The sequence below is a fragment of the Streptacidiphilus sp. PAMC 29251 genome, from assembly GCF_054208735.2.
In genome coordinates, this window is sequence record NZ_CM135725.2 from 9,414,672 (window position 1) to 9,435,534 (window position 20,863).

General features: G+C 72.6%; 16 protein-coding genes and 3 pseudogenes. 7 read left to right on the forward strand and 12 right to left on the reverse strand.

The window, feature by feature from the left end; translation table 11 throughout:
- Window positions 1-17: 17 nt before the first annotated feature.
- A pseudogene (locus tag ACXKR8_RS44975) lies at window positions 18-1,899 on the reverse strand (flavin monoamine oxidase family protein).
- 311 nt (window positions 1,900-2,210) lie between these two features.
- Here ACXKR8_RS44975 and ACXKR8_RS44980 point away from each other — a divergent pair.
- The gene (locus ACXKR8_RS44980) at window positions 2,211-3,425 is read left to right on the forward strand and encodes a phosphodiester glycosidase family protein (RefSeq protein WP_458270306.1); all 1,215 of its coding nucleotides are present in this window, start codon (window positions 2,211-2,213) and stop codon (window positions 3,423-3,425) included.
- A 16-nt stretch (window positions 3,426-3,441) separates the two neighbouring features.
- On the opposite strand, the gene ACXKR8_RS44985 is transcribed toward ACXKR8_RS44980, so the two are convergent.
- From ACXKR8_RS44985 to ACXKR8_RS44995, 3 genes are all read right to left on the reverse strand, one after another.
- A complete protein-coding gene (locus tag ACXKR8_RS44985; RefSeq protein WP_458270307.1) occupies window positions 3,442-4,170 on the reverse strand; it encodes a class F sortase in 729 nt (242 codons plus the stop codon).
- 124 nt (window positions 4,171-4,294) lie between these two features.
- Window positions 4,295-4,735: a hypothetical protein gene (locus ACXKR8_RS44990; protein WP_458270308.1), complete on the reverse strand. Its 441-nt coding sequence runs from the start codon at window positions 4,733-4,735 to the stop codon at window positions 4,295-4,297.
- Window positions 4,736-4,977: 242 nt separating this feature from the next.
- A complete protein-coding gene (locus ACXKR8_RS44995) occupies window positions 4,978-5,817 on the reverse strand; it encodes an alpha/beta hydrolase (protein WP_458270309.1) in 840 nt (279 codons plus the stop codon).
- Between the two features lie 184 nt (window positions 5,818-6,001).
- Between ACXKR8_RS44995 and ACXKR8_RS45000 the strand changes: the two genes are divergently transcribed.
- Entirely contained in the window at window positions 6,002-7,270 is a 1,269-nt protein-coding gene (locus ACXKR8_RS45000; protein WP_458270310.1) for a PucR family transcriptional regulator, read from the forward strand.
- Window positions 7,271-7,399: 129 nt separating this feature from the next.
- Here the strand turns inward: ACXKR8_RS45000 and ACXKR8_RS45005 are convergent, their stop codons facing one another.
- Window positions 7,400-7,984 carry a hypothetical protein gene (locus ACXKR8_RS45005; RefSeq protein WP_458270311.1) on the reverse strand — a complete coding sequence of 195 codons (585 nt, stop codon included), beginning with the start codon at window positions 7,982-7,984 and terminating at the stop codon, window positions 7,400-7,402.
- Window positions 7,985-8,185: 201 nt separating this feature from the next.
- On the opposite strand from ACXKR8_RS45005, the gene ACXKR8_RS45010 reads away from it, so the two are divergent.
- The 3 genes and pseudogenes from ACXKR8_RS45010 to ACXKR8_RS45020 all read left to right on the forward strand — a co-directional run bounded on the left by ACXKR8_RS45010 (window position 8,186) and on the right by ACXKR8_RS45020 (window position 11,835).
- Window positions 8,186-8,917, forward strand: a complete 732-nt coding sequence (locus ACXKR8_RS45010) for a winged helix-turn-helix domain-containing protein (RefSeq protein WP_462100117.1) — start codon at window positions 8,186-8,188, stop codon at window positions 8,915-8,917.
- A 106-nt stretch (window positions 8,918-9,023) separates the two neighbouring features.
- Window positions 9,024-11,053 (forward strand): annotated as a pseudogene (locus ACXKR8_RS45015) (MDR family MFS transporter).
- Between the two features lie 9 nt (window positions 11,054-11,062).
- A pseudogene (locus ACXKR8_RS45020) lies at window positions 11,063-11,835 on the forward strand (maltokinase N-terminal cap-like domain-containing protein).
- Here the strand turns inward: ACXKR8_RS45020 and ACXKR8_RS45025 are convergent.
- The 4 genes from ACXKR8_RS45025 to ACXKR8_RS45040 all read right to left on the reverse strand — a co-directional run bounded on the left by ACXKR8_RS45025 (window position 11,765) and on the right by ACXKR8_RS45040 (window position 14,089).
- Window positions 11,765-11,998 carry a hypothetical protein gene (locus ACXKR8_RS45025; protein ID WP_458270315.1) on the reverse strand — a complete coding sequence of 78 codons (234 nt, stop codon included), beginning with the start codon at window positions 11,996-11,998 and terminating at the stop codon, window positions 11,765-11,767. The pseudogene ACXKR8_RS45020 and the gene ACXKR8_RS45025 sit on opposite strands and share 71 nt — an antisense overlap.
- A gap of 64 nt (window positions 11,999-12,062) precedes the next feature.
- Window positions 12,063-12,737: a hypothetical protein gene (locus ACXKR8_RS45030; RefSeq protein ID WP_458270316.1), complete on the reverse strand. Its 675-nt coding sequence runs from the start codon at window positions 12,735-12,737 to the stop codon at window positions 12,063-12,065.
- A gap of 10 nt (window positions 12,738-12,747) precedes the next feature.
- The gene (locus ACXKR8_RS45035; RefSeq protein ID WP_458270317.1) at window positions 12,748-13,416 is read right to left on the reverse strand and encodes a TMEM175 family protein; all 669 of its coding nucleotides are present in this window, start codon (window positions 13,414-13,416) and stop codon (window positions 12,748-12,750) included.
- A gap of 43 nt (window positions 13,417-13,459) precedes the next feature.
- On the reverse strand, window positions 13,460-14,089 hold the full coding sequence (locus ACXKR8_RS45040; RefSeq protein WP_458270318.1) for a TetR/AcrR family transcriptional regulator C-terminal domain-containing protein: 630 nt from the start codon (window positions 14,087-14,089) through the stop codon (window positions 13,460-13,462).
- A 114-nt stretch (window positions 14,090-14,203) separates the two neighbouring features.
- On the opposite strand from ACXKR8_RS45040, the gene ACXKR8_RS45045 reads away from it, so the two are divergent.
- Window positions 14,204-15,655, forward strand: coding sequence for an MFS transporter (locus tag ACXKR8_RS45045; RefSeq protein WP_458270319.1), 1,452 nt, complete (start codon window positions 14,204-14,206; stop codon window positions 15,653-15,655).
- Window positions 15,656-15,675: 20 nt separating this feature from the next.
- Here ACXKR8_RS45045 and ACXKR8_RS45050 read toward each other — a convergent pair whose 3' ends face one another.
- From ACXKR8_RS45050 to ACXKR8_RS45060, 3 genes are all read right to left on the reverse strand, one after another.
- Complete coding sequence (locus ACXKR8_RS45050; protein ID WP_458270320.1) at window positions 15,676-16,824, reverse strand: serine hydrolase domain-containing protein; 1,149 nt, start codon at window positions 16,822-16,824, stop codon at window positions 15,676-15,678.
- Between the two features lie 183 nt (window positions 16,825-17,007).
- Window positions 17,008-17,619: a QsdR family transcriptional regulator gene (locus ACXKR8_RS45055; protein ID WP_458270321.1), complete on the reverse strand. Its 612-nt coding sequence runs from the start codon at window positions 17,617-17,619 to the stop codon at window positions 17,008-17,010.
- A gap of 10 nt (window positions 17,620-17,629) precedes the next feature.
- Window positions 17,630-19,144, reverse strand: a complete 1,515-nt coding sequence (locus ACXKR8_RS45060) for an aldehyde dehydrogenase family protein (RefSeq protein ID WP_458270322.1) — start codon at window positions 19,142-19,144, stop codon at window positions 17,630-17,632.
- A 172-nt stretch (window positions 19,145-19,316) separates the two neighbouring features.
- Between ACXKR8_RS45060 and ACXKR8_RS45065 the strand changes: the two genes are divergently transcribed.
- Entirely contained in the window at window positions 19,317-20,852 is a 1,536-nt protein-coding gene (locus tag ACXKR8_RS45065) for a flavin-containing monooxygenase (protein ID WP_458270323.1), read from the forward strand.
- Window positions 20,853-20,863: the final 11 nt, after the last annotated feature.

Below are 20,863 nucleotides of genomic sequence, written 5' to 3' on the forward strand. Positions count from 1 at the left end.
TACTGACCACAGAGGCGCTAACGGGGGTGCACCTCCAGGAAGGTGCGGACACCGGACTCCAGGGCGCCTTCGATCCAGGCGGGTTTGAGGCTGGTGTGCTCGCCGGCGAAGTGGACCCGGCCCTCGACGGTGCGGCTGGCCGGGTGGAGTTCGTGCAGCTGCCCGGGGGTGAAGATGACCGCTTCGCCGAGGGCATAGCGGGCCCGGGTCCAGGACTGGGTGGCGCCGGTGCCGGTGAACTGCTTCCGGACCACCGGGCCGAACATGCGCTCGAGGTCATTGAGGGCGAAGGCGTAGCGCTCGCCGTCGGTCAGCGAGTCCCAGCGGATCGCGTCGTCCGACCAGGTGTAGGCGGCGAGCACCACCCCGCCCTTGGAGCCGTCGGGGGCGTGCGAGGGGAAGTAGGTGAAGCGGCTGGGGCTGTCGGACACGCAGCCGCCGCCGGTGAAGCCGGTGGCGCCCTGCTCCCAGAAGCGGGTCTTGAACTCCAGCAGCACCTTGGTGGCCGAGTCGTAGTGGAGCTCGGTCACCGCACGGCGCTTGGGGTAGGACAGGGCCGGCTCGGACCGTGCAGAAGCGCAGCGCGGAGAAGGGGATGGCGATGATGGCGTAGTCGCCGGTGAAGCTTTCGACCGGGCCGGTGGGCGCGCCGTCGCAGGAGGTCTCGCTGCCGGTCTCGGCGGTGGTGTCGACGCGGACCCCGGTACGGGTCTGCACCAGCCGGGTCATCCGGCGGCCCATCCTGATGTTGTTGCGGAGCGGGGCGGCGAGCGCGGTGGTCAGGGTGTCGGTGCCGCCCTCCAGCTCCCAGTAGCGGCCGGTGGGGGTGATCGCGGCGCGGTCCATCAGGGTGGGGATCAGCGAGTAGTGCAGCCGCGAGGTGAGGTTCTCGATGGTGCCCGCCGCCTCGACCTGGGCCGGGCTCCAGCCGGCCTCCTCGACCAGGAAGCGGTGGGTGGAGTAGCCGTCGTACTGCTCCAGGATCTTCGTCCAGGCGCTGAGCTTGTCGTTGATGCTGCCGGACGCGGCCACGGTGACCTTCGCCAGGGCCTTGTCCACGGCCGCGGCCATGGTGGTGCTGTCGGTGGTGTCGCCGAAGGAGGCGTTGACCTTCGCCGGGGCGGCGGCGTAGGCGGCGCGGCTGGTCTGGCTGCCGTTGACCAGGATCCGGGTGCGGTTGGTGGCGGCGGGGGCCTTGAAGTCGCCGTGGTCGGTGCCGTTGGTCCACAGCTCGCCGGTGAACGCCTGGTAGCTGACCGGTGGGACGCTGCCGGTGGGGTTGGCGCCGGGGGCGACGTCGGCGTTGTAGAACAGTCTGCGCTTGAGTTTCAGCTTGTCGGCCAGGGCCAGCACCAGCGGGTGGAAGTCGGGCAGCCGCATCGCGCCCGCCTCGGCGTGCAGGGCCTTGTCGGTGAAGACGCCGCGGAAGGTCTTGACCCGGCCGCCGATCCGGTTGCCATTGGCCTCGATGATCACGACCTCGTGCCCGGCGGCCTTCAGCAGGGTCGCCGCGGTGAGGCCGGCCACCCCGGCCCCGACGATCAGCACCTTCTTCGCCGGGCCGCGCGGCGGCAGCTTTCCGTCGATCAGGATGCGCAGGTACTCCAGCTTGAGGTCCTCGCCCTGGTCGCCGACGAGCAGCAGTTTGCGGGCGAGGTCCGCGCTGGTGGCGGGGTCGGCGCCGCCGGGCGCGGAGGCCGGCGCCAGGCCGGGCGCGGCGTCGGGGGAGGAGCCGGGCGCGCTGCGGGGTGGGGTGAAGGCGGTGGTCGCGGCCACCGCGGTGGCAGTGGTGACGGCGGTGGCCGAGCCGATGAAGGCCCGTCGACGCATACCTGACCGGCCGTCGGCGGCCGGGGTCGCCTCGGGAACGGATCGCGGGGGGTGGTTGGAGTCGGTCATGTTCGGCTGTCCTCTCCACGTGCGCGCCCAGGCCGTGCCGCCGCAACGGACCGAAGCCCCTGGCGGACGGATGCCTGGCAGGGACTCAGATGTGCCCCCGAACAGGAAAGTAGAGGCGCTGATCGATCGTCAGCAGACGAACGAGATTCGCGTCACCCGAATGGCGGGGCGTCACCCCGAGCCGCGCGCCGCCCCAGGACACCACCGCGCCCTTGACGCTCCACCCTGAGCCATGTGGGCGAACCCCGGTTACCGTCCGCCGTCCCGCCGGGTATGGCTGTGGGCGCATCCGGCGGGACGAGAGGGAACTGATGGCATTCAACCGGCAGGACGCCGACGACCTGCCCGATCTGGTGGAGCACAGCGGGCATGACGAACAGTCAGCAGGAGGCCCCCGGCGACGGCGTCCGGCCGCGCTGCTCTGGTCGACGCTGACTGTGGCCCTGGTCGTGCTGGGACTGGTGGGCTACAGCATCCACGGCGCCATGGCGCTGCCGGGACGGGACGGGATGAGCAGCAAGATGGCCCGCTGGGGCCGCTGCCACTACCTGGGCTCGGTCGCGGACATCATCGGCGGCCGTCCCCGCGGCGGCTCGCCGGCCAGCTGCTCGGCGAGCAGCGAGGCGGCCCAGGCCGGTCCGGTCGCCCTGGCCGCCCGTCCGAAGCCCAAGCCCAAGCCGGTGGTCCCGGTGGTGCCGATCCATCCGCCGGTCCGTCCGCTGGTCGCCCCGGCCCGCGCGGGGGAGGGGGTCTTCACCGCCCTGTCCCTGGTCAAGGGCCAGCCGGTGGTGCAGAGCGCGACCATGCGCCCGGACGCCGACGACACCGGCTACCCGGTCGGCGTGGTTTGGATGCGGCACACCGCGCTCAGGTTCGACCTGCACCCCGGCGCCGAGGAGCCCGGCGGCTCCTGGCGGGTGCCGGACACCATCGCGGCCGGACACCGGACCGGTCTGCTCGCCGCCTACAACGGGGGCTTCAAGCTCTCCAACGGCGACTCCCACGGCGGCTTCTACCTCAACGGCCGGGTCGGCGTGCCGCTGCGCAGCGGCGCCGCCTCGGAGGTGTTCCACCGCGACGGCTCGCTCACCGTCGGCGTCTGGAACCAGGGCGTGGCCATGGCCCCGGACGTGGTCGGGGTGCGCCAGTGCCTGGTGCCGCTGGTCGCGCACGGCGCGGTGACCGAGGCGGTCCACGACGGCGGCACCGAGGTGTGGGGCCTGACCGACGGCGGGAACACCTACGTTCCGCGCTCCGGGGTGGGCGTGGACCGGAACGGCGACATCATCTACGTCGGCGGCCGGCTGCTGTCGGTGCAGTCGCTGGCGACGGTGCTGCAGCGGGCCGGGGCGGTGACCGCGATGATGCTCGACATCAACCTGAGCTGGCCCTCGTTCATCTCCTACGACGGCAGCAAGCACCCGCAGGACCCGGTCCCGCACAACCTGGTCAACTTCGTCCGCGACCCGACCCGCTACTACGACGAGTCCAGCCGCGACTTCGTCGCCGTGTACGCCCGCCCCTGATCAGCTCTTCTGCTGATCAGCTCTTCTTCGGCTTCGCGGCCGGGGCGGCGTGACTGCCGGTCAGATGGGCGTAGACGACGACATTGCCCAGGTACTCCTGGCGGGCCTTGTCGAAGCCGGCCCCGCAGGTGATCAGGCGCAGCTCGGGCCGCGACGCCCGGCCGTAGACCTTCTGGCTGGGGAAATCCTTGGCGGCGTAGACCTCGATGGCGTCGATGGTGAAGACCCCGGTCCGGTGGTCCGCGCGGTCGACCTCGACCGTGTCGCCCTTCTTCAGCGCCCCGAGGTTGTAGAAGACCGCGGCGCCCTGGTGGGTGTCCACATGCCCGGCGATGACGGCGGTGCCGAGGGCGCCGGGGGCGGTGCCGTTGCGGTACCAGCCGGCCAGGTCGCGGTTGTCGTCCGGCGGGGCGATCAGCTTGCCGGTGCTGTCCAGCGTCAGGCCGGTGAGCGGGGCGTCCACGTGGATGGCCGGGATGCGCACCTCGGTGGGGGCCGAGGGGGCCAGCGGGGGCACCGCCGCCACGGCCGCCATCGCCCCGGTCGGGGTGGGGCTCGGCGCGGCCGACTGGGTGGCGTTGTCATAGGCCGGAAAGGCCTGGGCCAGGCTGGGCTGGGGCGGCGGCGTGGGCGCCTGCGCACCGTGGCCGATCAGCCAGATTCCAACGCATACCGCGATGCTCGCCGGAGCGCCCAGCACGGTGCGGCGCAGGGTGCTGCTGCGGACGGGGGCGGATCGTTCCACGGGGGCCTTCCTGGGTTCTGCCGGGTCCGGGTCCGGTACTGGTTCTGTGCGGGGGCGGCCCTGTGCCCCGCGACCGGGTCGCGGGGCACAGGGTGCAGCGTGGGGTGACCGGGGAGGTGTCCGGTCAGGCCTGGTCGCCGGCCTGGCGGCGGCGCAGCACGAACGCGCCGGCGCCGACGGCGGCGAGCAGCGCCGCGCCGAGGGCGATGTCACTGGTGTTGGCGCCCTCGCTGGTGCTGCCGACGCCGGTGTGGACCGGGCCGACCGGGACCTTGGCGTCCGGGCAGACCCGGGCCGCGTAGGAGGCGGTGGCGTTGACGTCGTTCAGGTCGGCGGTGATCGCGTCCTGCTCCGCCTTGCCGGGGTGGCCGCCGCGGGCGACGACCGCCTTGTAGTCGGCCACGGCCGCGTCGTAGGTCGACTGGGCCTTCTCAGCAGCGGCGACCGCCTTGGAGCAGGCTGCCGTGGTCTGCGGCAGGGCGGTGGCGGCGTGGGCAGCCGGGGCGATCAGCGCGATGCTCGCGCCGAGGACAGCGGTTCCGAGAAGGGTGTTGATCGAACGCACGGTGTTACCTCCGGTGAGCGGGGACTCGGCACTGCTGTGCCGGAAGGGGAACCCTGCTCGCCTTCACAGACAAACCCGGCAGCACCCGGGTCGCCTGCTGATGGGCTGTCAGAATCTGCACCCGGATCCGGCGCGTCGTGCCGGAGATCCCGGAATTCCGCAGCTCAGCGTGGTAACGAGGGGTCAGACGACGGCTCGTCAGACCACGATCCGAATGGGTGACCGGGCCGCGGACGGCCCGCTCAGCCGTGCTGCTTGACGAAGGCCAGGGCCGCCTCGGCGACGTCCGGCCAGCCGCTGTCGAAGACCAGGGAGTGGCCGCGGCCGGAGATCTGCCGCAGTTCGGTGACCCCGGCGTTGCGCCGGTGCTTCTTGAAGGAGGCGTCCGCGATCGCCCGCGGCGCGATGTGGTCCTTCTCCCCGGTGATCAGCAGCATCGGGCCGCGCCGGGGGTTGCGGGTGTCGACCTTGGCCTCGGTGCCGGGGTTGATGTTCGCGGTGGCGGCCTGGAACAGCGGGATGCCGGAACCCGCGACCGGATAGGTCTCGAAGAGGCGCTCGGCCTCGCCCTCGCTGACCGCGTTGGCGAAGGAGTAGCGGAACTGCGGGTAGGTCAGGCTGACCGCACGCCGGTAGTTGGCCGGGTTGCCGATCACCGGCAGGGCGGACCGCAGGGCCGACACGGGCAGCGGCAGCACCCCGCGGAACGGCGCGGAGTCGATCGGCACGGACACCGCGGCCAGCCCCCGTCCGGCCAGCTGCTGGGTGATCAGGCCGCCGAAGGAGTGGCCGATGACCACCGGCTGCTGGGTCAGGCCGGTGATGGCCTCGGCCATGTGGTCGGTGACCTGCTTGACGCTCTTGCCGGCGAAGACCTCCGGGTGCGCCCTGGCCTCGGCGACGGTCTCCGGGTCGTCCGGCCAGGCGGGGGCGACGGTGGCATAGCCGTTCTGCTCGAAGAAGGCCCGCCACGGCTGCCAGCTCGACGCCAGCATCCACAGCCCGTGCACGAACACCACCGGTTTCAGACCGGAGGCGTTCGCCGTGTCGATCTCCTGCTGCTCGCGAGCACTGAGGCTCATCGCTGCACCGCCGTTCGGGGGGAGAGGGTGAGAGGGGCAGCGGATTGCCCCTTTTCTCCCTCTATTCTCGCGGAGCGGCCGCCCCCGGGTCGATGTCCCGGCGGACACGGCGAAGCCGCTGGGATTGTTCCCAGCAACAATGCAGCCGCCCGCGCAGGCCATGGAGCTTCGTTAGTATTGGCCTGTGAAACAGTCATCGCAGGACGAGGTCGGCCGGCAGGTGGCCGACCTGGGTGCGCGGATGCTGCTGGCGGCGGACCCGCTCGCCGACGCGCTGGTGGCCCGGATCCGGGAGGCGGTGCCGGTCTACCGGACGGACGCGGTGGTCAGCGCCGAGGAGCTGCGCCTCACCTGCCTGGACAACATCCACTTCGTCTTCGGACCGATCGGCCGGGTCCCCGCGCTGACCTCGCCCGAGTCGCGTGAGAACGGCAGGCAGCGGGCCAGGGCGGGCGTGCCGCTGACGGCGGTGATGGAGGCGTACCGGGTCGCCGCCCGCTACCTCTGGGAGTGCCTGGCCGAGACGGCCGCGCAGAGCGGGGTGCCGGCCGAGGTCACCGTCCGGGCCGCCTCCGAGATGTGGCTGGTGCTGGACACCTACACCCAGTACATGGCCGAGGGCTACCGCGAGGAGCTCACCGCCCAGGTGCTCAGCCGGGAGCAGGAGCGGTCGGCCCTGGTCCAGGCGCTGCTGGAGGGCCGGCTGGCGGACACCAACATCTGGGACGCGGCCGGCATCCTGGGGATCCCGCCGCGGGGGCCCTATGTGGTGATCGCCGCACAGGTCCCGGACATCGGGCGGCATGCGCTGCCGCAGGCCGAGGCGGCGCTCAGAGCCATCGGCACGGCCTCGGCCTGGCGGCTGCTGCACGACGTCGAGGTCGGCATCGCCCGGCTGCCCGGGCCCGCGTCCGGCTCCGGCTCGGCGTCCGTCGGCGGCCTCGGCTCCGGCTCGGCGTCCGGTGCCGGCCTCGGCTCGGCGCTGGACCGGCTGGCCGGGGTGCTCGGCGCAGGCAGCAGCGGCTGTGTCGGGATCAGCCCGCCCTACGACGACCTCAGGGACACCGCCGCCTCGCTGCGACTGGCCAGGATCGCCCTGCGCGGCGCGTTCGAGGGCCAGCGGGTCACCCTCTTCGACCGCGACCCGCTGGCGGTGGCCGCCGCCGGGGCGCCGGAGCTGATGCAGCGGGTCGCCCACGGCATCCTCGCCGCCCTGGACCCGATCCCGCCGGGCCGTCGCGCCCAGCTGCTGGAGACCTTCGGCGCCTGGCTCGACAGCGGCGGCTCGGCCGAGCAGGCAGCCGGCGCGCTGTTCTGCCACCCCAACACGGTCCGGCACCGGCTGCGCCGACTGGAGGAGCACACCGGACGCTCCCTCACCGACCCCCGGGGCATCGCCGAACTGAGCCTCGCCTTCGAGATCGACCGCCGGCTCCCGGGGCCGCCGGCCTGACCGTCCGGCAGCTGGGTGCGCGTCCGGCGTCTGCGGCCCCGTCCAGCATCTGAGTGCGCTGGCAGGACCTTATCGATTCGCTGGGAGTCGGCGGCCGGGGAGCCAGCCGGGGGGAGCCGGCCGGGACGGTCAGGGGGACGGGGTCGCGCTCGGCGCGGCGCCGGGACCGCCGGTGGGCATCAGCGGCTTGCAGACCTTGAGCGCGGCCACCGTCTTGGTGTCGGTGCTCGACGCCAGCGACGCCACCTGCTGGGCGGTCACGGTCACGCCGTTGTCCTTCATGCAGCCGATGAAGGCGGTCAGCGCGGAACTGCCGGAGGCCCCGCCGCCGGGACCGCCCTGGCCCGCGGGCCGCAGCGAGGCACAGGCCTGCATCGCCGCCGCCTGGCTGGGGTCCGCCGACCCGCCCCCGAAGCCGCCCCCGCCGTAGCCGCCGCTGGGACGGACGCCGGTGGCGCCGCTGGGCCGTCCGCCCGGCTGTCCACTGGGCCTGCCGCCGCCGGGGCCGCCGCTGGGCACGGTCACCCCGTGGGACTTCAGGCAGTCGGTGTACTGGGTGAAACCGGCCGGGGCGCTGGACGCGGCTCCGGCCGGGCTGCCGGCGGTGGTACTGCCCGAACTCGAGGAGCACCCGGCGAGAAGCAGCGCTGCGGCGAGGAGCCCGGTGGTGGCCGCGCCGCGGGCGGCGGTCCTTCGGCTGATGCGTGTGGTCATGACCGGACTCAACCGCACAGGTGTAGGGATGCCCTGGACGCAACCTGCCCGGACCCTGTGACCCGGTGCCGCGGCCTGCCACCGGCTCCGGGAATCAGCGGGTTTGCCCTGACCGGAGCGTTCCGGCCGACCGATCCGGTTCCCGGCGAACTCCCAGGTTCGTCCCAGGCATCGATAGCAAGCCGGGCCACGCTGTGGCCCATGAAGGCCCTTCCGCAGCGGCGGGTAACCGCCGCGCCGCTTCCCCAGGCCACCCTGCTGGTCGTCGACGAGGAACCCACCCTCCGCGAACTCCTGTCCGCCGCGCTGCGGTTCGCCGGTTTCCGGGTCTGCTCGGCGGCGACCGGGGCCGAGGCGGCGCAGGCCGTCGTCCGCGAGCACCCGGACCTGGTGCTGCTCGACCTGGTGCTGTCCGACATGGACGGCTTCACCTTCCTGCGCCGGCTGCGGCTGCGTCCCGACCCGGTCCTGTGGTCTTCCTCACCGCGCGGGGCGGGGGCCGAGGACAGGCTCAGCGCGCTCAGGGCGGGCTGCGACGACTACCTCACCAAGCCCTTCAACCTGGAGGAGCTGGTCGCCAGGATCCGGGCGATCCTGCGCCGCACCGCCGCGCTGGCGCCGGACCGGCTCACGGTGGCCGACCTGGAACTCGACCCGGTCGGCCACCAGGCCCTGCGGGCCGGCCGCCCGGTCGACCTGTCGCCCACCGAGTTCAAGCTCCTGGACTACCTGATGAGCAACAGCGGCCGGGTGGTGACCAAGAAGCAGATCCTGGACCACGTCTGGTCCTACGACTTCGACGGCGACCTCACCATCGTCGAGTCCTACATCTCCTACCTGCGCCGCAAGGTCGACTCCGGGGCGGACGGCAGCCCCCGGCTGATCCACACCCTGCGCGGCATCGGCTATGTGCTGCGGCCGCCGACGCTCTGAACGCTTTGCGCGTGCGGGTCGGAACCTGCGTGTTGTACCGGCGCGGTTCGGGCGGAAGGTCCCTAATGTAGGCACAGTCGTGTTCTCGCTGAGGAACAGGTGCCGGATGAGTACCGTCGTAGCTGCCGCGCCGGCCTCCGGGCGCGCGGTGTTGAGCCGTCGTCAGATGAACGTGGTCTTCGTCACGATCCTGCTGGGGATGCTGCTGGCCGCGCTGGACCAGACGATCGTCTCCACCGCGCTGCCCACCATCGTCGGCGACCTGGGCGGCAGCGGGCACATGTCCTGGGTGGTGACGGCCTATCTGCTGGCCGAGACGGTCTCCACGGTGCTGGTCGGCAAGTTCGGCGACCTGTTCGGACGCCGGATCGTGTTCCAGATCAGCGCCATCGTCTTCGTCGGCGGCTCCGTGGTGGCCGGCCTGTCGAACTCGATGCTGATGCTGATCGCCGCCCGCGCGGTGCAGGGCATCGGCGGCGGCGGTCTGATGGTCACCGCGCAGGCGCTGATCGCGGACGTGATCCCGCTCCGGGAGCGCGGCAAGTACCAGGGCGCCCTGGGCGCGGTCTTCGGGGTGACCACGGTGCTCGGCCCGACCCTGGGCGGGCTGTTCACCGACCACCTGTCCTGGCGCTGGTGCTTCTACGTCAACGTCCCGGTCGCCATCGTGATGCTGGCGATGACGGCCCGCAACATCCCCTCGGTCAGGTCGGCGGCGAAGCCGGTGATCGACTACGCCGGGATCGCCCTGGTCGCGGTGGGCGCCTCGGCCCTGGTGCTGGGGCTGTCCTGGGGCGGCAACGAGTACGCCTGGGGCTCGGCCACCATCATCGGACTGTTCGTCGGCGCGGTGGTGCTGCTGACCGCGTTCGTCTTCGTCGAGCTCCGGGCGCCCGAGCCGACCCTGCCGATGCACCTGTTCCGCAACCCGGTGTTCACGGTCTGCTCCGTGCTCAGCTTCATCGTCGGCTTCGCCATGCTCGGCGCGATGACCTACCTGCCGACCTACCTCCAATACGTGGACGGGGTCTCGGCCACCATGTCCGGGGTGCGCACCCTGCCGATGGTGGTCGGGCTGCTGGGCACCTCACTGGTCTCCGGCGTGGTGGTCGGGCGCACCGGCCGCTACAAGATCTTCCCGATCGTCGGGACCGCGGTCATGGCGCTGGGGCTGTTCCTGATGTCGACCATGGGACGCGGTACCGGCATCTGGCTCGAGTCGCTCTACATGCTGATCCTCGGCCTGGGCATCGGCTCGGCGATGCAGGTGCTGACCATCGCCGTGCAGAACACCGTGGCCTACCACGAGATGGGCACCGCCACCTCGGGCGTCACCTTCTTCCGCACCCTGGGCAGCTCGGTGGGCACCGCGGTCTTCGGCACCCTCTACGCCAACCAGTTCGGGCCCAACCTGGCCAAGGCCCTGGCCGCCCACCCCGGCATCCCACCGGCCGCCGCGCTCAGCCCAAGGCCCTGCACGCGCTGCCCCCGGCGCAGGCGGCGCCCATCATCGACGCCTATGCCGACACCATCAACTTCGTCTTCCAGTGGGTGGTCCCGATCGCCCTGCTCGGCCTGGTGGTCGCCTTCTTCCTGAAGGAGGTCCCGCTGCGGGACAGCTCCAGGGCCGGCGCCTCCGACATGGGCGACGGCTTCTCGGCCCCGGACGGCGCGGACGCCGACGCGCAGCTGGAGCGCGCGGTCGGCCGGGCCCTGCGCAAGGCGGGGCCGCAGACCGCGCAGCGGGTGATGGCCGCCTCCGGCACGGCCCTGACGCCGGGTCAGGCCTGGGCCCTGGGCCAGATCCACTGGCGCACCCGGGGCGAGGGCCAGGTGTCCCTGGACGACGTCGCCCGGGCCCACCGGATGCCGCCGGAGGTGCTGGAACCCGCCTTCGAGGGGGTGGCCCGGGCCGGCTACGCCCAACTGGACCAGGGGCAGCTCTCGCTGAGCCCCGGTGGCCGGGCCGAGGTGGACCGGGTCTTCGAGGCCTGGCGCAGCTGGCTCGGCAGCCAGCTGGACGGCTGGGACGGCACCGACCCCAGCCACCGCCGCCAGCTCGACCAGGCCGTGGACCGGATCGCCACCCGGCTCCTCGACGAGGAGCAGACCTGGCGCGAACCGGCGTCGGTCTAAAATTTGCGCATGGCCGTCATCCACCGCATCGCCGTCACGCCGTCCAAGCTGGAGCTGCTCACCTCCTGGCTGCCCTCCCGGGCGTGGTACGTCGGCGGTGCGGGGGAGCCGGAGCTGGCCAAGGCCGGCGGCTTCCGGCTGGACGACCCGGAGGGTGAGGTGGGGATCGAGTTCATGGCGGTCACCGATACCTCGGGCAGCCGGCCGACCACCTACCTGGTGCCGCTCACCTATCGCGGCGCCCCGCTCGCCGGGGCCGAACACGCCCTCGTCGGCACCATGGAGCACGGGCTGCTGGGCCGCCGCTGGGCCTACGACGGCTGCCACGACCCGGTGCTGGTCGCCCAGTTGCTGGCGCTGATCGAGGGCCGGGTGCAGGCCCAGGACCGCGACATCAGCCACACCCCGGACCACGAGGTCACCCGCTCCTACGCCGGTGACGGCCCCGCCACCGGCCCCGCCGGCACCGCGGCCTCCGCCTCCGCCTCCGCCGACTTCACCGCCACCGTCGCCGTCGACCATTCGGAGGGCACGGAACTGAGGCTGCCGCAGGGTGCGGTCCTCCGTCTGCCCCGGGTGTTGCGTCCGGCCCCGGACACCGGGCCGGCCCTTCCCCGGAGGCCACCGGCCATGTCGCCGGCCCCTGGCAGCTGCCGGACGGCAGCCGGGTGCGCGGGCTGTTCGCCGTCCTGCACACCGGCGGACACGCGGTCACATCGCCAGTGACGCCGGCAGGCCGAAGCGGGTCGGCAGTTCCTGGTCGAGGTCGAGGAAGAGGGTGAGGGCGCTGAGGCGGTCGCCGGCGAGGGTGAGCACCAGCAGCCCGGCCGGGTGGCCGTGCGAGTCGCCGGGGGCGGCGAGGTAGCGGGTGAACGCAGGCTGGGTGTTGGCCCGCGTGAGCGCCCCCGGCGCCGAGAGCGTGACCGTCCGCGACGGCAGGATCACCCACCTCCGCATCGTCTTCGACCGCCTGCCCTTCCGCCCTGACCCGAGGCCCTGATCTCCGCGATCAGCCCTGCTCTGAGCGTTGGAGCAGCCAGCGGTAGTGGTGGGGGGCGGCCAGGATGATGTGCTTGGCCCGCTGATGGTCGGCCTGGAGGTCGGCGGGGTAGAAGGACGGATCGAGAGAGATCCGCATGGAGAGGTCCTGACGTGTCTCCGGGTCTTCACAGGCCAGGAACGCGGCCAGGACGGCATTGCGGAAGCGGCTGCGGAGATCCGACAGGGCGTCCGCTGCCGCCTTGCTGTCCGGGGTGGGCACGCAGTTCCTCATATCGTCCACGGACGCGTACCTGAGCGATGGGTGGGCCCAGTACCAGGCCATGGTTGCGCCGACCTGCTGCGCGTCGGAGCCACTGCCCACGCTGTGGATCAGCTGTTCCTGGACCCAGCGGTGTCCGAGGGCGGTGGCCAGCGGTCGGATCAGCTGATTGATGCCACTGCGGCACTGATCGTGCACGACGGCGCGGATGAGGAGGTCCGCATGTCGGCGCGTCAGCTCAGGGTCTGCCTCCGCCGCTTGGCCGAGCTGCCAGCGCTTGACCTCGCAGCGGTGGTGCGGGTGCTCACCGACCATGTTGTCCGGCAGCACCCAGTCCGGAGCGAAGAGCGCCATCAACGTGTCCAGGAGCGGCTCGAACGCGACTTCCCGGCCAGGTCGGTCCGGGATCATCTCGAGTGCCATGTCACCTCGGCTAGGAGTCGGCCGCGGGCTGCTCCGCGGGGTGCTGCTCCGCGGGCCGGCGGCCGAAGCGGAGGGGTTTGTCCTCGTCGCGGTCCAGCCGCCAGCGCAGCGGGACGGCGAGCAGCCACCAGTACTTCGCCCCGTCGGGGGAGAGCAGCGAGACCGGGATCGAGGTGCCGAAGACCACCGTGATGGCGCCCGCCCGCTGCATCGCCACCACCACGCGGCCGCGGGTGATCTCCTTGGCCCGCAGGGTCGGGTCCCTCATCAGCCGGAACGCCATCGCCGAGGTCAGCGCGGAGGCCAGGGCGATGGCTGCCGCGTAGACGGAGGTCCCCAGTGGGGTCGAGCCGTACTCGCTGAGCAGCCGGGCCGGGAAGGGGAGCGCGGCGATCACCGCCAGAAACGCCAGGTCGAGCCGGACCAGCCAGCCGTCGAGGCTGCCGACCAGGCGGAACAGGCCGTGGTGGGCCAGCCACAGCGCGCCGATGACGGCGAAGGTCAGCACGTAGATGCCGATGCTGGGCAGCGCGGTCCGCATCGCCTTGTTGAAATCGCTCGTGGACAGGCCGTCAGGAACGGTCAGGTCGAGGGTCAGCAGGGTGATGGCGATGGCGAAGACCGCGTCGCCGAAGGCGAGCAGCCGGTCGACCCCCACCACCTGTTCTGAACGAGCCATGCCTGCCTCTCGGAGTCGCACTGCGGTGTGCCCAACATAGGTCCTACGAGTCGCTGCGGGCTGCCAACTGGTGGCGGATGCCGTCGAGGAAAAGGCCCAGGCCGTGCTGGAACCGCTGGTCGCCGGTGCTGCTGTCCATCGAGGTGAGCTCCCGGGCGATGTCGGGGAAGCCGACCCCGTCCAGTTCGTCGAGCTGCTGCTGCCAGCCGCCGGTGGCGACGAGTTCGTCCCTGGCCTGCTCCTCGATGGTGTGGCCGAGGATGTAGTACAGCAGGGCGAAGGAGGTCATCCCGGTCTCGCCGTCCGGGACGCCGGCCGCGCGCAGCGCGCGCAGGAAGGCCTCACCGGTGCGCATGGTGTTCGGCTGGGCGACAAAGGTCCCGGCCAGCAGTCGGGCCCCGTCGCGGTGGGACAGCAGCGCGGCCCGCACCTGCTGGGCCAGCGTCGCGACCTGCTGGTCCCAGCTCCCCGGCGGGTCCACCTGGCCGACGTCGGCCAGCAGTCGCTCGGCCATGGCGTCGAGCAGGGCCTGCTTGTCCGCGAAGTGCCAGTAGAGCGCGCCCGGCTGCACCTTCAGCGAGGTGGCCAGCCGGCGCATGGTCAGGCGTTCCAGGCCCTCGGCGTCGAGCAGGGTCATGGCTGCTTCGAGCACGTCGGTGCGGTTCAGTCGCACAGGTTTGTCTCCTCCGTATCGCCTTGACCGTATCGCCTTGACAGGTTGAGTTAGGCATACCTAACCTGAACTAAGTTCAACATGAACTAAGTTCAAGTCCGTAGGGAGTCTAGCGTGACCACAGCCCGATCCACCCTCTCCGCACCGCCGGTGCCGGCCGTTTTCCGTCCCCATCTGCCGCTGGGCATCGTGGTGGCCATCGCCTGCGTGGCCCAGTTCATGGTGGTCCTGGACACCGCGATCGTGAATGTCGCGCTCCCGGCCATGCGGGCCGACCTGGGGCTGTCGACCAGCCAGCAGCAGTGGGTGGTCGACGCCTACCTGCTCACCTTCGGCGGCCTGCTGCTGCTCGCCGCCAGGGCCGGGGACCTGTTCGGCCGCAGGACCGTGCTCCAGGCCGGCCTGGTGGTGTTCACCGTCGCCAGCCTGGTCGGCGGACTGGCCGAGAACGGGACGATGCTGCTCGCGGCCCGGGCCGCGCAGGGCATCGGCGCCGCCGCGCTCGCCCCGGCCAGCCTGAGCCTGATCACGGTCACCCACCCCGAGGGCCACCAGCGCTCCCGCGCGCTCGGCATCTGGGGCGCCGCCGCCTCGGCCGCGGCCGCGGTCGGCGTGGTGCTGGGCGGGGTCCTCACCGACCTGCTGAACTGGCGCTGGGTGCTGTTTGTGAACGTGCCGGTCGGAATCGCCCTGATCGTCGCCGTCGCGGTGTCCCTGCTGCCCTCGGCCCGTCCGGAAGGCCGCCGGGTGCCGCTGGACCTGCCCGGGGCGTTCACCGTGACCGCCGGGATCGGCGCCCTGGTCTACGGCATCTCCCAGGCGACCGAACAGGGCTGGTCCTCGGCCGCCGTGATCACCGCTCTGGTCGCGGCGGTGGCGCTGCTGGCCGGCTTCCTGCTGATCGAGGCCAGGACCGCCGACCCGCTGGTGCGGCTGAGCATCTTCCGGCTGCGCAAGCTGAGCACGGCCAACCTGGTCATGCTCTGCCTGGGCGCCACCATGACCGCGACGCTGTTCTTCCTCTCGCTCTACCTGCAGCAGCTGCTCGGCTACAGCGCCCTGCGGGCCGGTCTCGCCATGCTGCCGATGAGCGCGGTCCTGGGCGGCGGGGCCCTGCTCAGCCGCCGCCTGGTGGTGGCCGGCATCCGGCACCTGCCGGTGTACGGCATGGTGGTCGCCACCGCCGGGCTGCTCTGGCTCACCCGGCTCCCTGCGGATCCGGCCTACCTCGCCCATGTGCTGCTGCCGACCCTGGTCGTCGGCGCCGGATTCAGCATCTCCATCCTGCCGGTCACCCTCGCCGCCACGGCGGGGGTGCCGCACCAGGACGCGGGGCTGGCCTCCGGGCTGCTGAGCGTGTCCCGGCAGATCGGCGGCGCGCTGGGGCTGGCGGTCCTGGTGACGGTCTCCGCCTCGGCGACCACCACCCAGCTGCAGGCCCACCACAGCCAGGCCGACGCCACGCTGCACGGCTACCACCTGGCGCTGCTGATCGCCGCCGGGATCAGCCTGCTGGCCGCGCTCTTCGCGTGGACCAGCTCGGCTCCGCGCCGGGCCGCGGCCTGAGGGCGGGCTCCGTGCCCGGGTCAGGCCTGGGCCGCGTACCGCCAGAAGTCGCGCATCACCAGCGGCGGGGTCGGTCCGGACAGCTCCAGCTGGGTGAGCAGGATGGCGACCGCGCCGGTGGACGCGGTGACATGCGCCGCCGTGCCGGTGCCGCCGACCCAGCCGTAGCGTCCCGGGACGTTCCAGGGGTCGACGGCCGCCACGTCGACCGAGCCGCCGAACCCCCAGCCCTGGCCCTCCAGGAACAGCGCGCCGGCCTCGCGCTGGGCCGGGGTCAGCTGGTCGGTGGTCATCTGCCGGACCGAGGCGGCCGACAGCAGGGAGCGGCCGTCGACGGAACCCTCGGCGAGCAGCATCCGGCCGAAGGCATGCAGATCGCCCGCGGTCGAGACCAGGCCGCCACCGGCCGAGGGGAAGGGCGGCAGGCTGGTCCACTGCCCGTCGGGGGCGTCCGCGAGCCGGATCCCGCCCGTGGGCTCGGGGCGGTAGTAGCTGGTGAACCGGTCGAGCTCGGCCGCCGGAACCGCGAACCCGGTGTCGGCCATGCCCAGCGGTTCGAACAGCCGCTCGGCCAGGAACGCGGGCAGTGGGCTGCCGGAGACCCTGGCGATCAGCACGCCCAGGATGTCGGAGCAGGTGTTGTACAGCCAGGCCTCGCCGGGCTGGTGCAGCAGCGGGATGCGCGCCAGCGCCGCCATCCACGCGTCCGGGGCCGCGATCTGCTGCGGCTCCGGCGGCCCCTGCTTCAGCTCGCTGAACAGCAGCCCGACCGCGGGCAGCGAGAAGTCGGCAGGGAAGCCGTAGCCGGCCCGGAAGGTCAGCAGGTCGAACACGGTGATCGGCCGGGCGGCCGGGACCACGTCCTCCACGGGGGAGCCTGGGGTGCGCACCACGCTCGGCGACGCCAGTTCCGGCAGCCACTTCCCGACCGGGTCGTCCAGGGCGATCCGGCCGTCCTCGACCAGCATCAGCACCGCCGCCGCGGTGATCGGCTTGGTGAGCGAGGCGACCCGGAAGATCGAGTCCTCGGCCATCGGGGCGGTGCCGTCGACGTCGACCGATCCGACCGCCTGCACCTCCACCCGGTCGCCCCGGGCCACCAGGCCCACCGCCCCCGGCGCCGCGCCGTCGCCGACGTGCTGCTCCAGGATGTCGCGCAGTTCTGTCATCGGTCCGCCTGTCTCCGTCTGTGCCGTCAGAGCCGTACAGAAAGGAGACTCCCTGCGCCGCGCGCAGTCATCGCCCGAAACGGATGTGAAAGAGCGGAAGTCCCCGCCTCGGGGGGGAGGACGCGGGGACTTCCGCACGGCCGCGGCGGTGAGGCCCGGCGCGCTGCGTGCAGCAGCGCTCCTTCAGCCTGGGTGACCGGATCCGATCCGGCCAGTCGGACTGGGCCTAACGGGGTTCGGCGCGGTTCCCTCGACCAGGGCCTGCTGCAGCCGGTCGGCGGTGGCGACGTCGGGCTGCCGCGCCGCCAGCACGTCCGCGTAGAGGAAGGATTCCCCCAGTCTGACCAGTGCGTAGGCCAGGGCCCCGGGTTCGATCAGCGGGACCAGGCCGTAGTCCGCCATGTCGCGGCGCAGCAGTGCCTCGAAGAAGTCCACGATTCCCGGCTGCACCTGGCCGCGCGGGTCGGTGAGCACCCGCAGGGTCGGCACCGGCTCCTCGTCCAGCAGTTTGCGCAGGCCGGGGGACCGGGAGACCAGCGCGTTGAAGCGGCGGCCGGTGCCGGAGGTGTGCAGCGCCCCGGGCGGCCGCCGGACCTCCCACCACTGCGTGGCGGTGTCCAGGGTCTGCCGGGTGAGGACCCACAGGGCCTGGCCCAGCAGCGCCTCGCGGCCGCCGACGTGCCGGAACAGGGTCGCCCGGGAGAGGCCCAGCTCGTCCGCGAGGCCCTGCATGTCCAGGCGCCGGCCGTCCTGCACCCACTGCGCGGCGAGGCGCACCGAGCGGTCGTTGTGCACCGGGCCCCCGTCAGTCGCTGCCCGGCGCGGCGGCCTGCTCCGGTGCCGCAGTCTGCTCCGCCGCAGCCGGCTCCGCGCCGCCGAGGACGCTGTCCACGATGCCCTGCAGCAGCGGTCCGTACGGCGGCAGGAAGGCGTCGGCCAGGTCGCCGGTGCCGCGCACCACCACGCCCCGGGGGTTGGAGAACTCCCGGAACCCCTCGATCCCGTGGTGCCGTCCGCTGCCGCTCTGCCCGATGCCGCCGAAGCCCAGCGACGGCAGCGCGCCCTGGACGGCGCAGACATTCACGCAGGCGCCGCCCGAGGTGGTCTGCCGCAGTACGTGCTCGGCGACCCGCGGGTCCTTGCTGAAGACATACAGTCCCAGCGGGCGCTCCCCGGCGTTGATCCAGGCCAGCGCCTGGTCCAGGTCGTCGTAGGGGATGACCGGCAGGATCGGGCCGAAGATCTCCTCCTGCATGATCCGCAGCTCCGGCGGCGGGTCGACCACCAGTACCAGCGGCAGCCGCCGGGTCGCCGGGTCGCCCTCGCCGCCCAGCCGGACCACCCGGGCCCCGGCCGCGCGGGCCTCCTCGACCATCGCCAGGATCCGCTCCAGGTGCCGCTGGGTGATGATGCCGGTGCAGTCCGGCGAGGACGCGTAGTCCGGCAGCTCCTGCGTCAGATACTGCTCGGCGTGCGCGACGAAGTCGTCCAGCTGCGCCCTCGGGACCAGGGCGTAGTCCACCGAGATGCACATCTGGCCGTTCTTGATGAGCTTGGTGCCGACCACCCCGCGCACACTCGCGGCGTCGACGCTGTCGGCCGTCAGCACGGCCGGGCACTTGCCGCCGAGCTCCAGCGTCACCGGCACCAGGTTCTCCGCGGCGGCCAGGGCGACCTCGCGTCCGATCGCCGGGCTGCCGGTGTAGAGCAGGTGGTCCCAGCGCAGCGTGGGGAACTCCCTGGCCAGCGTCAGACCGCCGACCGCCACCGCGACCCGGTCCTCGGGGAAGGTCTCGGCGAGCATCCGCCGCAGCAGCTCGGCGCAGGCGGGGGTGTAGTCCGAGGGCTTGACGACAGCCCGGTTGCCCGCGGCCAGGATCTCGACCAGCGGGCCGAGCGACAGGTCGAACGGGAAGTTCCACGGGACGATGACGCCGATCACGCCCTTGGGCTGGAAGCGGATCCCGGCCCGGGCCGTGCCGAACAGCGCCGGGTCGACGGCCCGCTCGTCCTCGGCCATCCACTGGTCCAGCTGCTCGATCGCGGCGACCGCGCGGCCGGCGATGCCGAGCACCTCGACCAGGTCGGAGAACAGCTCCGGATGCGCCCCGAAGTCGGCGCTGAGCGCTGCCCGGATCTCCTCGCGGTGGCCCAGCACCATGCCCGCCAGCGCCGTCAGCTGCTCCTTGCGCTCCGCCGCGCCGGGGTAGGGGGCGGCCAGGAAGGCCTTGCGCTGCAGTGCGTGCAGCCGGTGCAGCTCCGCGATCGCGGGACCGTCGTCGACGTCGGAGGCGTTGCCGGGGGTGACGAGCGTGGTCATCGGGGACCTTCCCTTGGCAGGGCGCGGACGCCACTGCTCCGGCGTGCCGCCACCGCGGCCGTGGGCCGCTGGTGCGACGGATGCTACATCTGGCGGAACTGTTGCACAGCCCCTCCGGCGGTGCCATCCTCACCATGCGCCCGACCGAACCGACAGCACTCGGGGGACCACCGTGACCACGCCATCCGCACGTACCCCGGACGCCCCCGCGCCGGAGCCGGACCCGCGGCTCCCGATGGACTCGGACGTGCTCATCGTGGGCGCGGGCCTGTCCGGGATCGGCGCCGCCGTCCACCTGCAGCGGCAGGCCCCTGGCACCAGCTACGCCATCGTCGAGGCGCGCGGGGCCAGCGGCGGGACCTGGGACCAGTTCCGCTACCCCGGCGTCCGCTCGGACTCCGACATGTTCACCCTCGGCTATGTGTTCCGCCCCTGGCCGGGGGCCCAGTCGATCGCCGACGGCGACGACATCCTGCGCTACGTCCGGGAGACCGCCGCCGAGTACGGGGTGGAGCAGCGGATCAGCTACCACGCCCGGGTGGTCCGGGCCGACTGGTCCGGCCAGGACGCCCGCTGGACCGTGACGGTCGAGGACACCGAAACCGGCGCCAGGACCACCCGCGGCTGCCGCTTCCTCTACCTCTGCTCGGGCTACTACCGCTACGACCAGGGCTACACCCCGGACTGGCCGGGACGCGAGGACTTCACCGGGACGGTGGTGCACCCGCAGCACTGGCCGCCGGACCTGGACGTCACCGGCCGTCGGGTCGTCGTCATCGGCAGCGGGGCCACCGCGGTCACCCTGGTCCCGGCCCTCGCCGAGACCGCCGCGCAGGTCACCATGCTGCAGCGGTCGCCCTCGTTCGTGCTGACGCTGCCGGCCCGCGACCCGGTCGCGAACCTGCTGCGCCGGGTGCTGCCCGCGCGCCGGGCGTACCGGGCCGTGCGCCGGAAGAACGTGCTGGCGGCGACCGCGCTCTACCGGCTGTGCCGCAGGTACCCGGCCCGGATGCGGGCGCTGCTCCGCAGCGGCGCGATCCGGCGGCTGCCGGCCGGCTACGACGTGGACACCCACTTCAACCCGGCCTACCAGCCCTGGGACCAGCGGATGTGCCTGGTCCCCGACGGCGACCTGTTCGCGGCGATCAGCTCCGGCCGGGCCGAGGTGGTGACGGACCGGATCGAGGCCTTCACCGCCACCGGCCTGCGGCTGCGCTCCGGCCGGACGCTGGAGGCGGACGTGGTGGTCACCGCGACCGGTCTGAACCTGCTCCCGCTCGGCGGCATCGAGCTGACCGTCGACGGCGAGCCGGTCGCCGTCCCCGAGCACGTGGCCTACAAGGGGATGATGCTCGACGGGATCCCCAACCTGGCCTTCGCCATCGGCTACACCAACGCCTCCTGGACCCTCAAGGTCGACCTGGTCTCCTCCTACGTCGCCCGGCTGCTGCACGCGATGCGGCAGCGGGGACACGCGGTGGTCACCCCGAGGCTGCCGAGCGAGCCGATGGCCACCTCGCCGCTGATCGAGATGACCTCCGGCTACTTCGAGCGCTCCCGCGCCGCCCTGCCGCTGCAGGGCGACCGGGCCCCCTGGCGGCTGCTGCAGCACTACCGCAAGGACGTGACCCTGTTCCGCGAGCCGATGGACGACCGGGAGCTGGAGTTCCGCCCGGCCCCGGCGCCCGTCACCAGCGCACCGCACTGAAGTCGACGGCC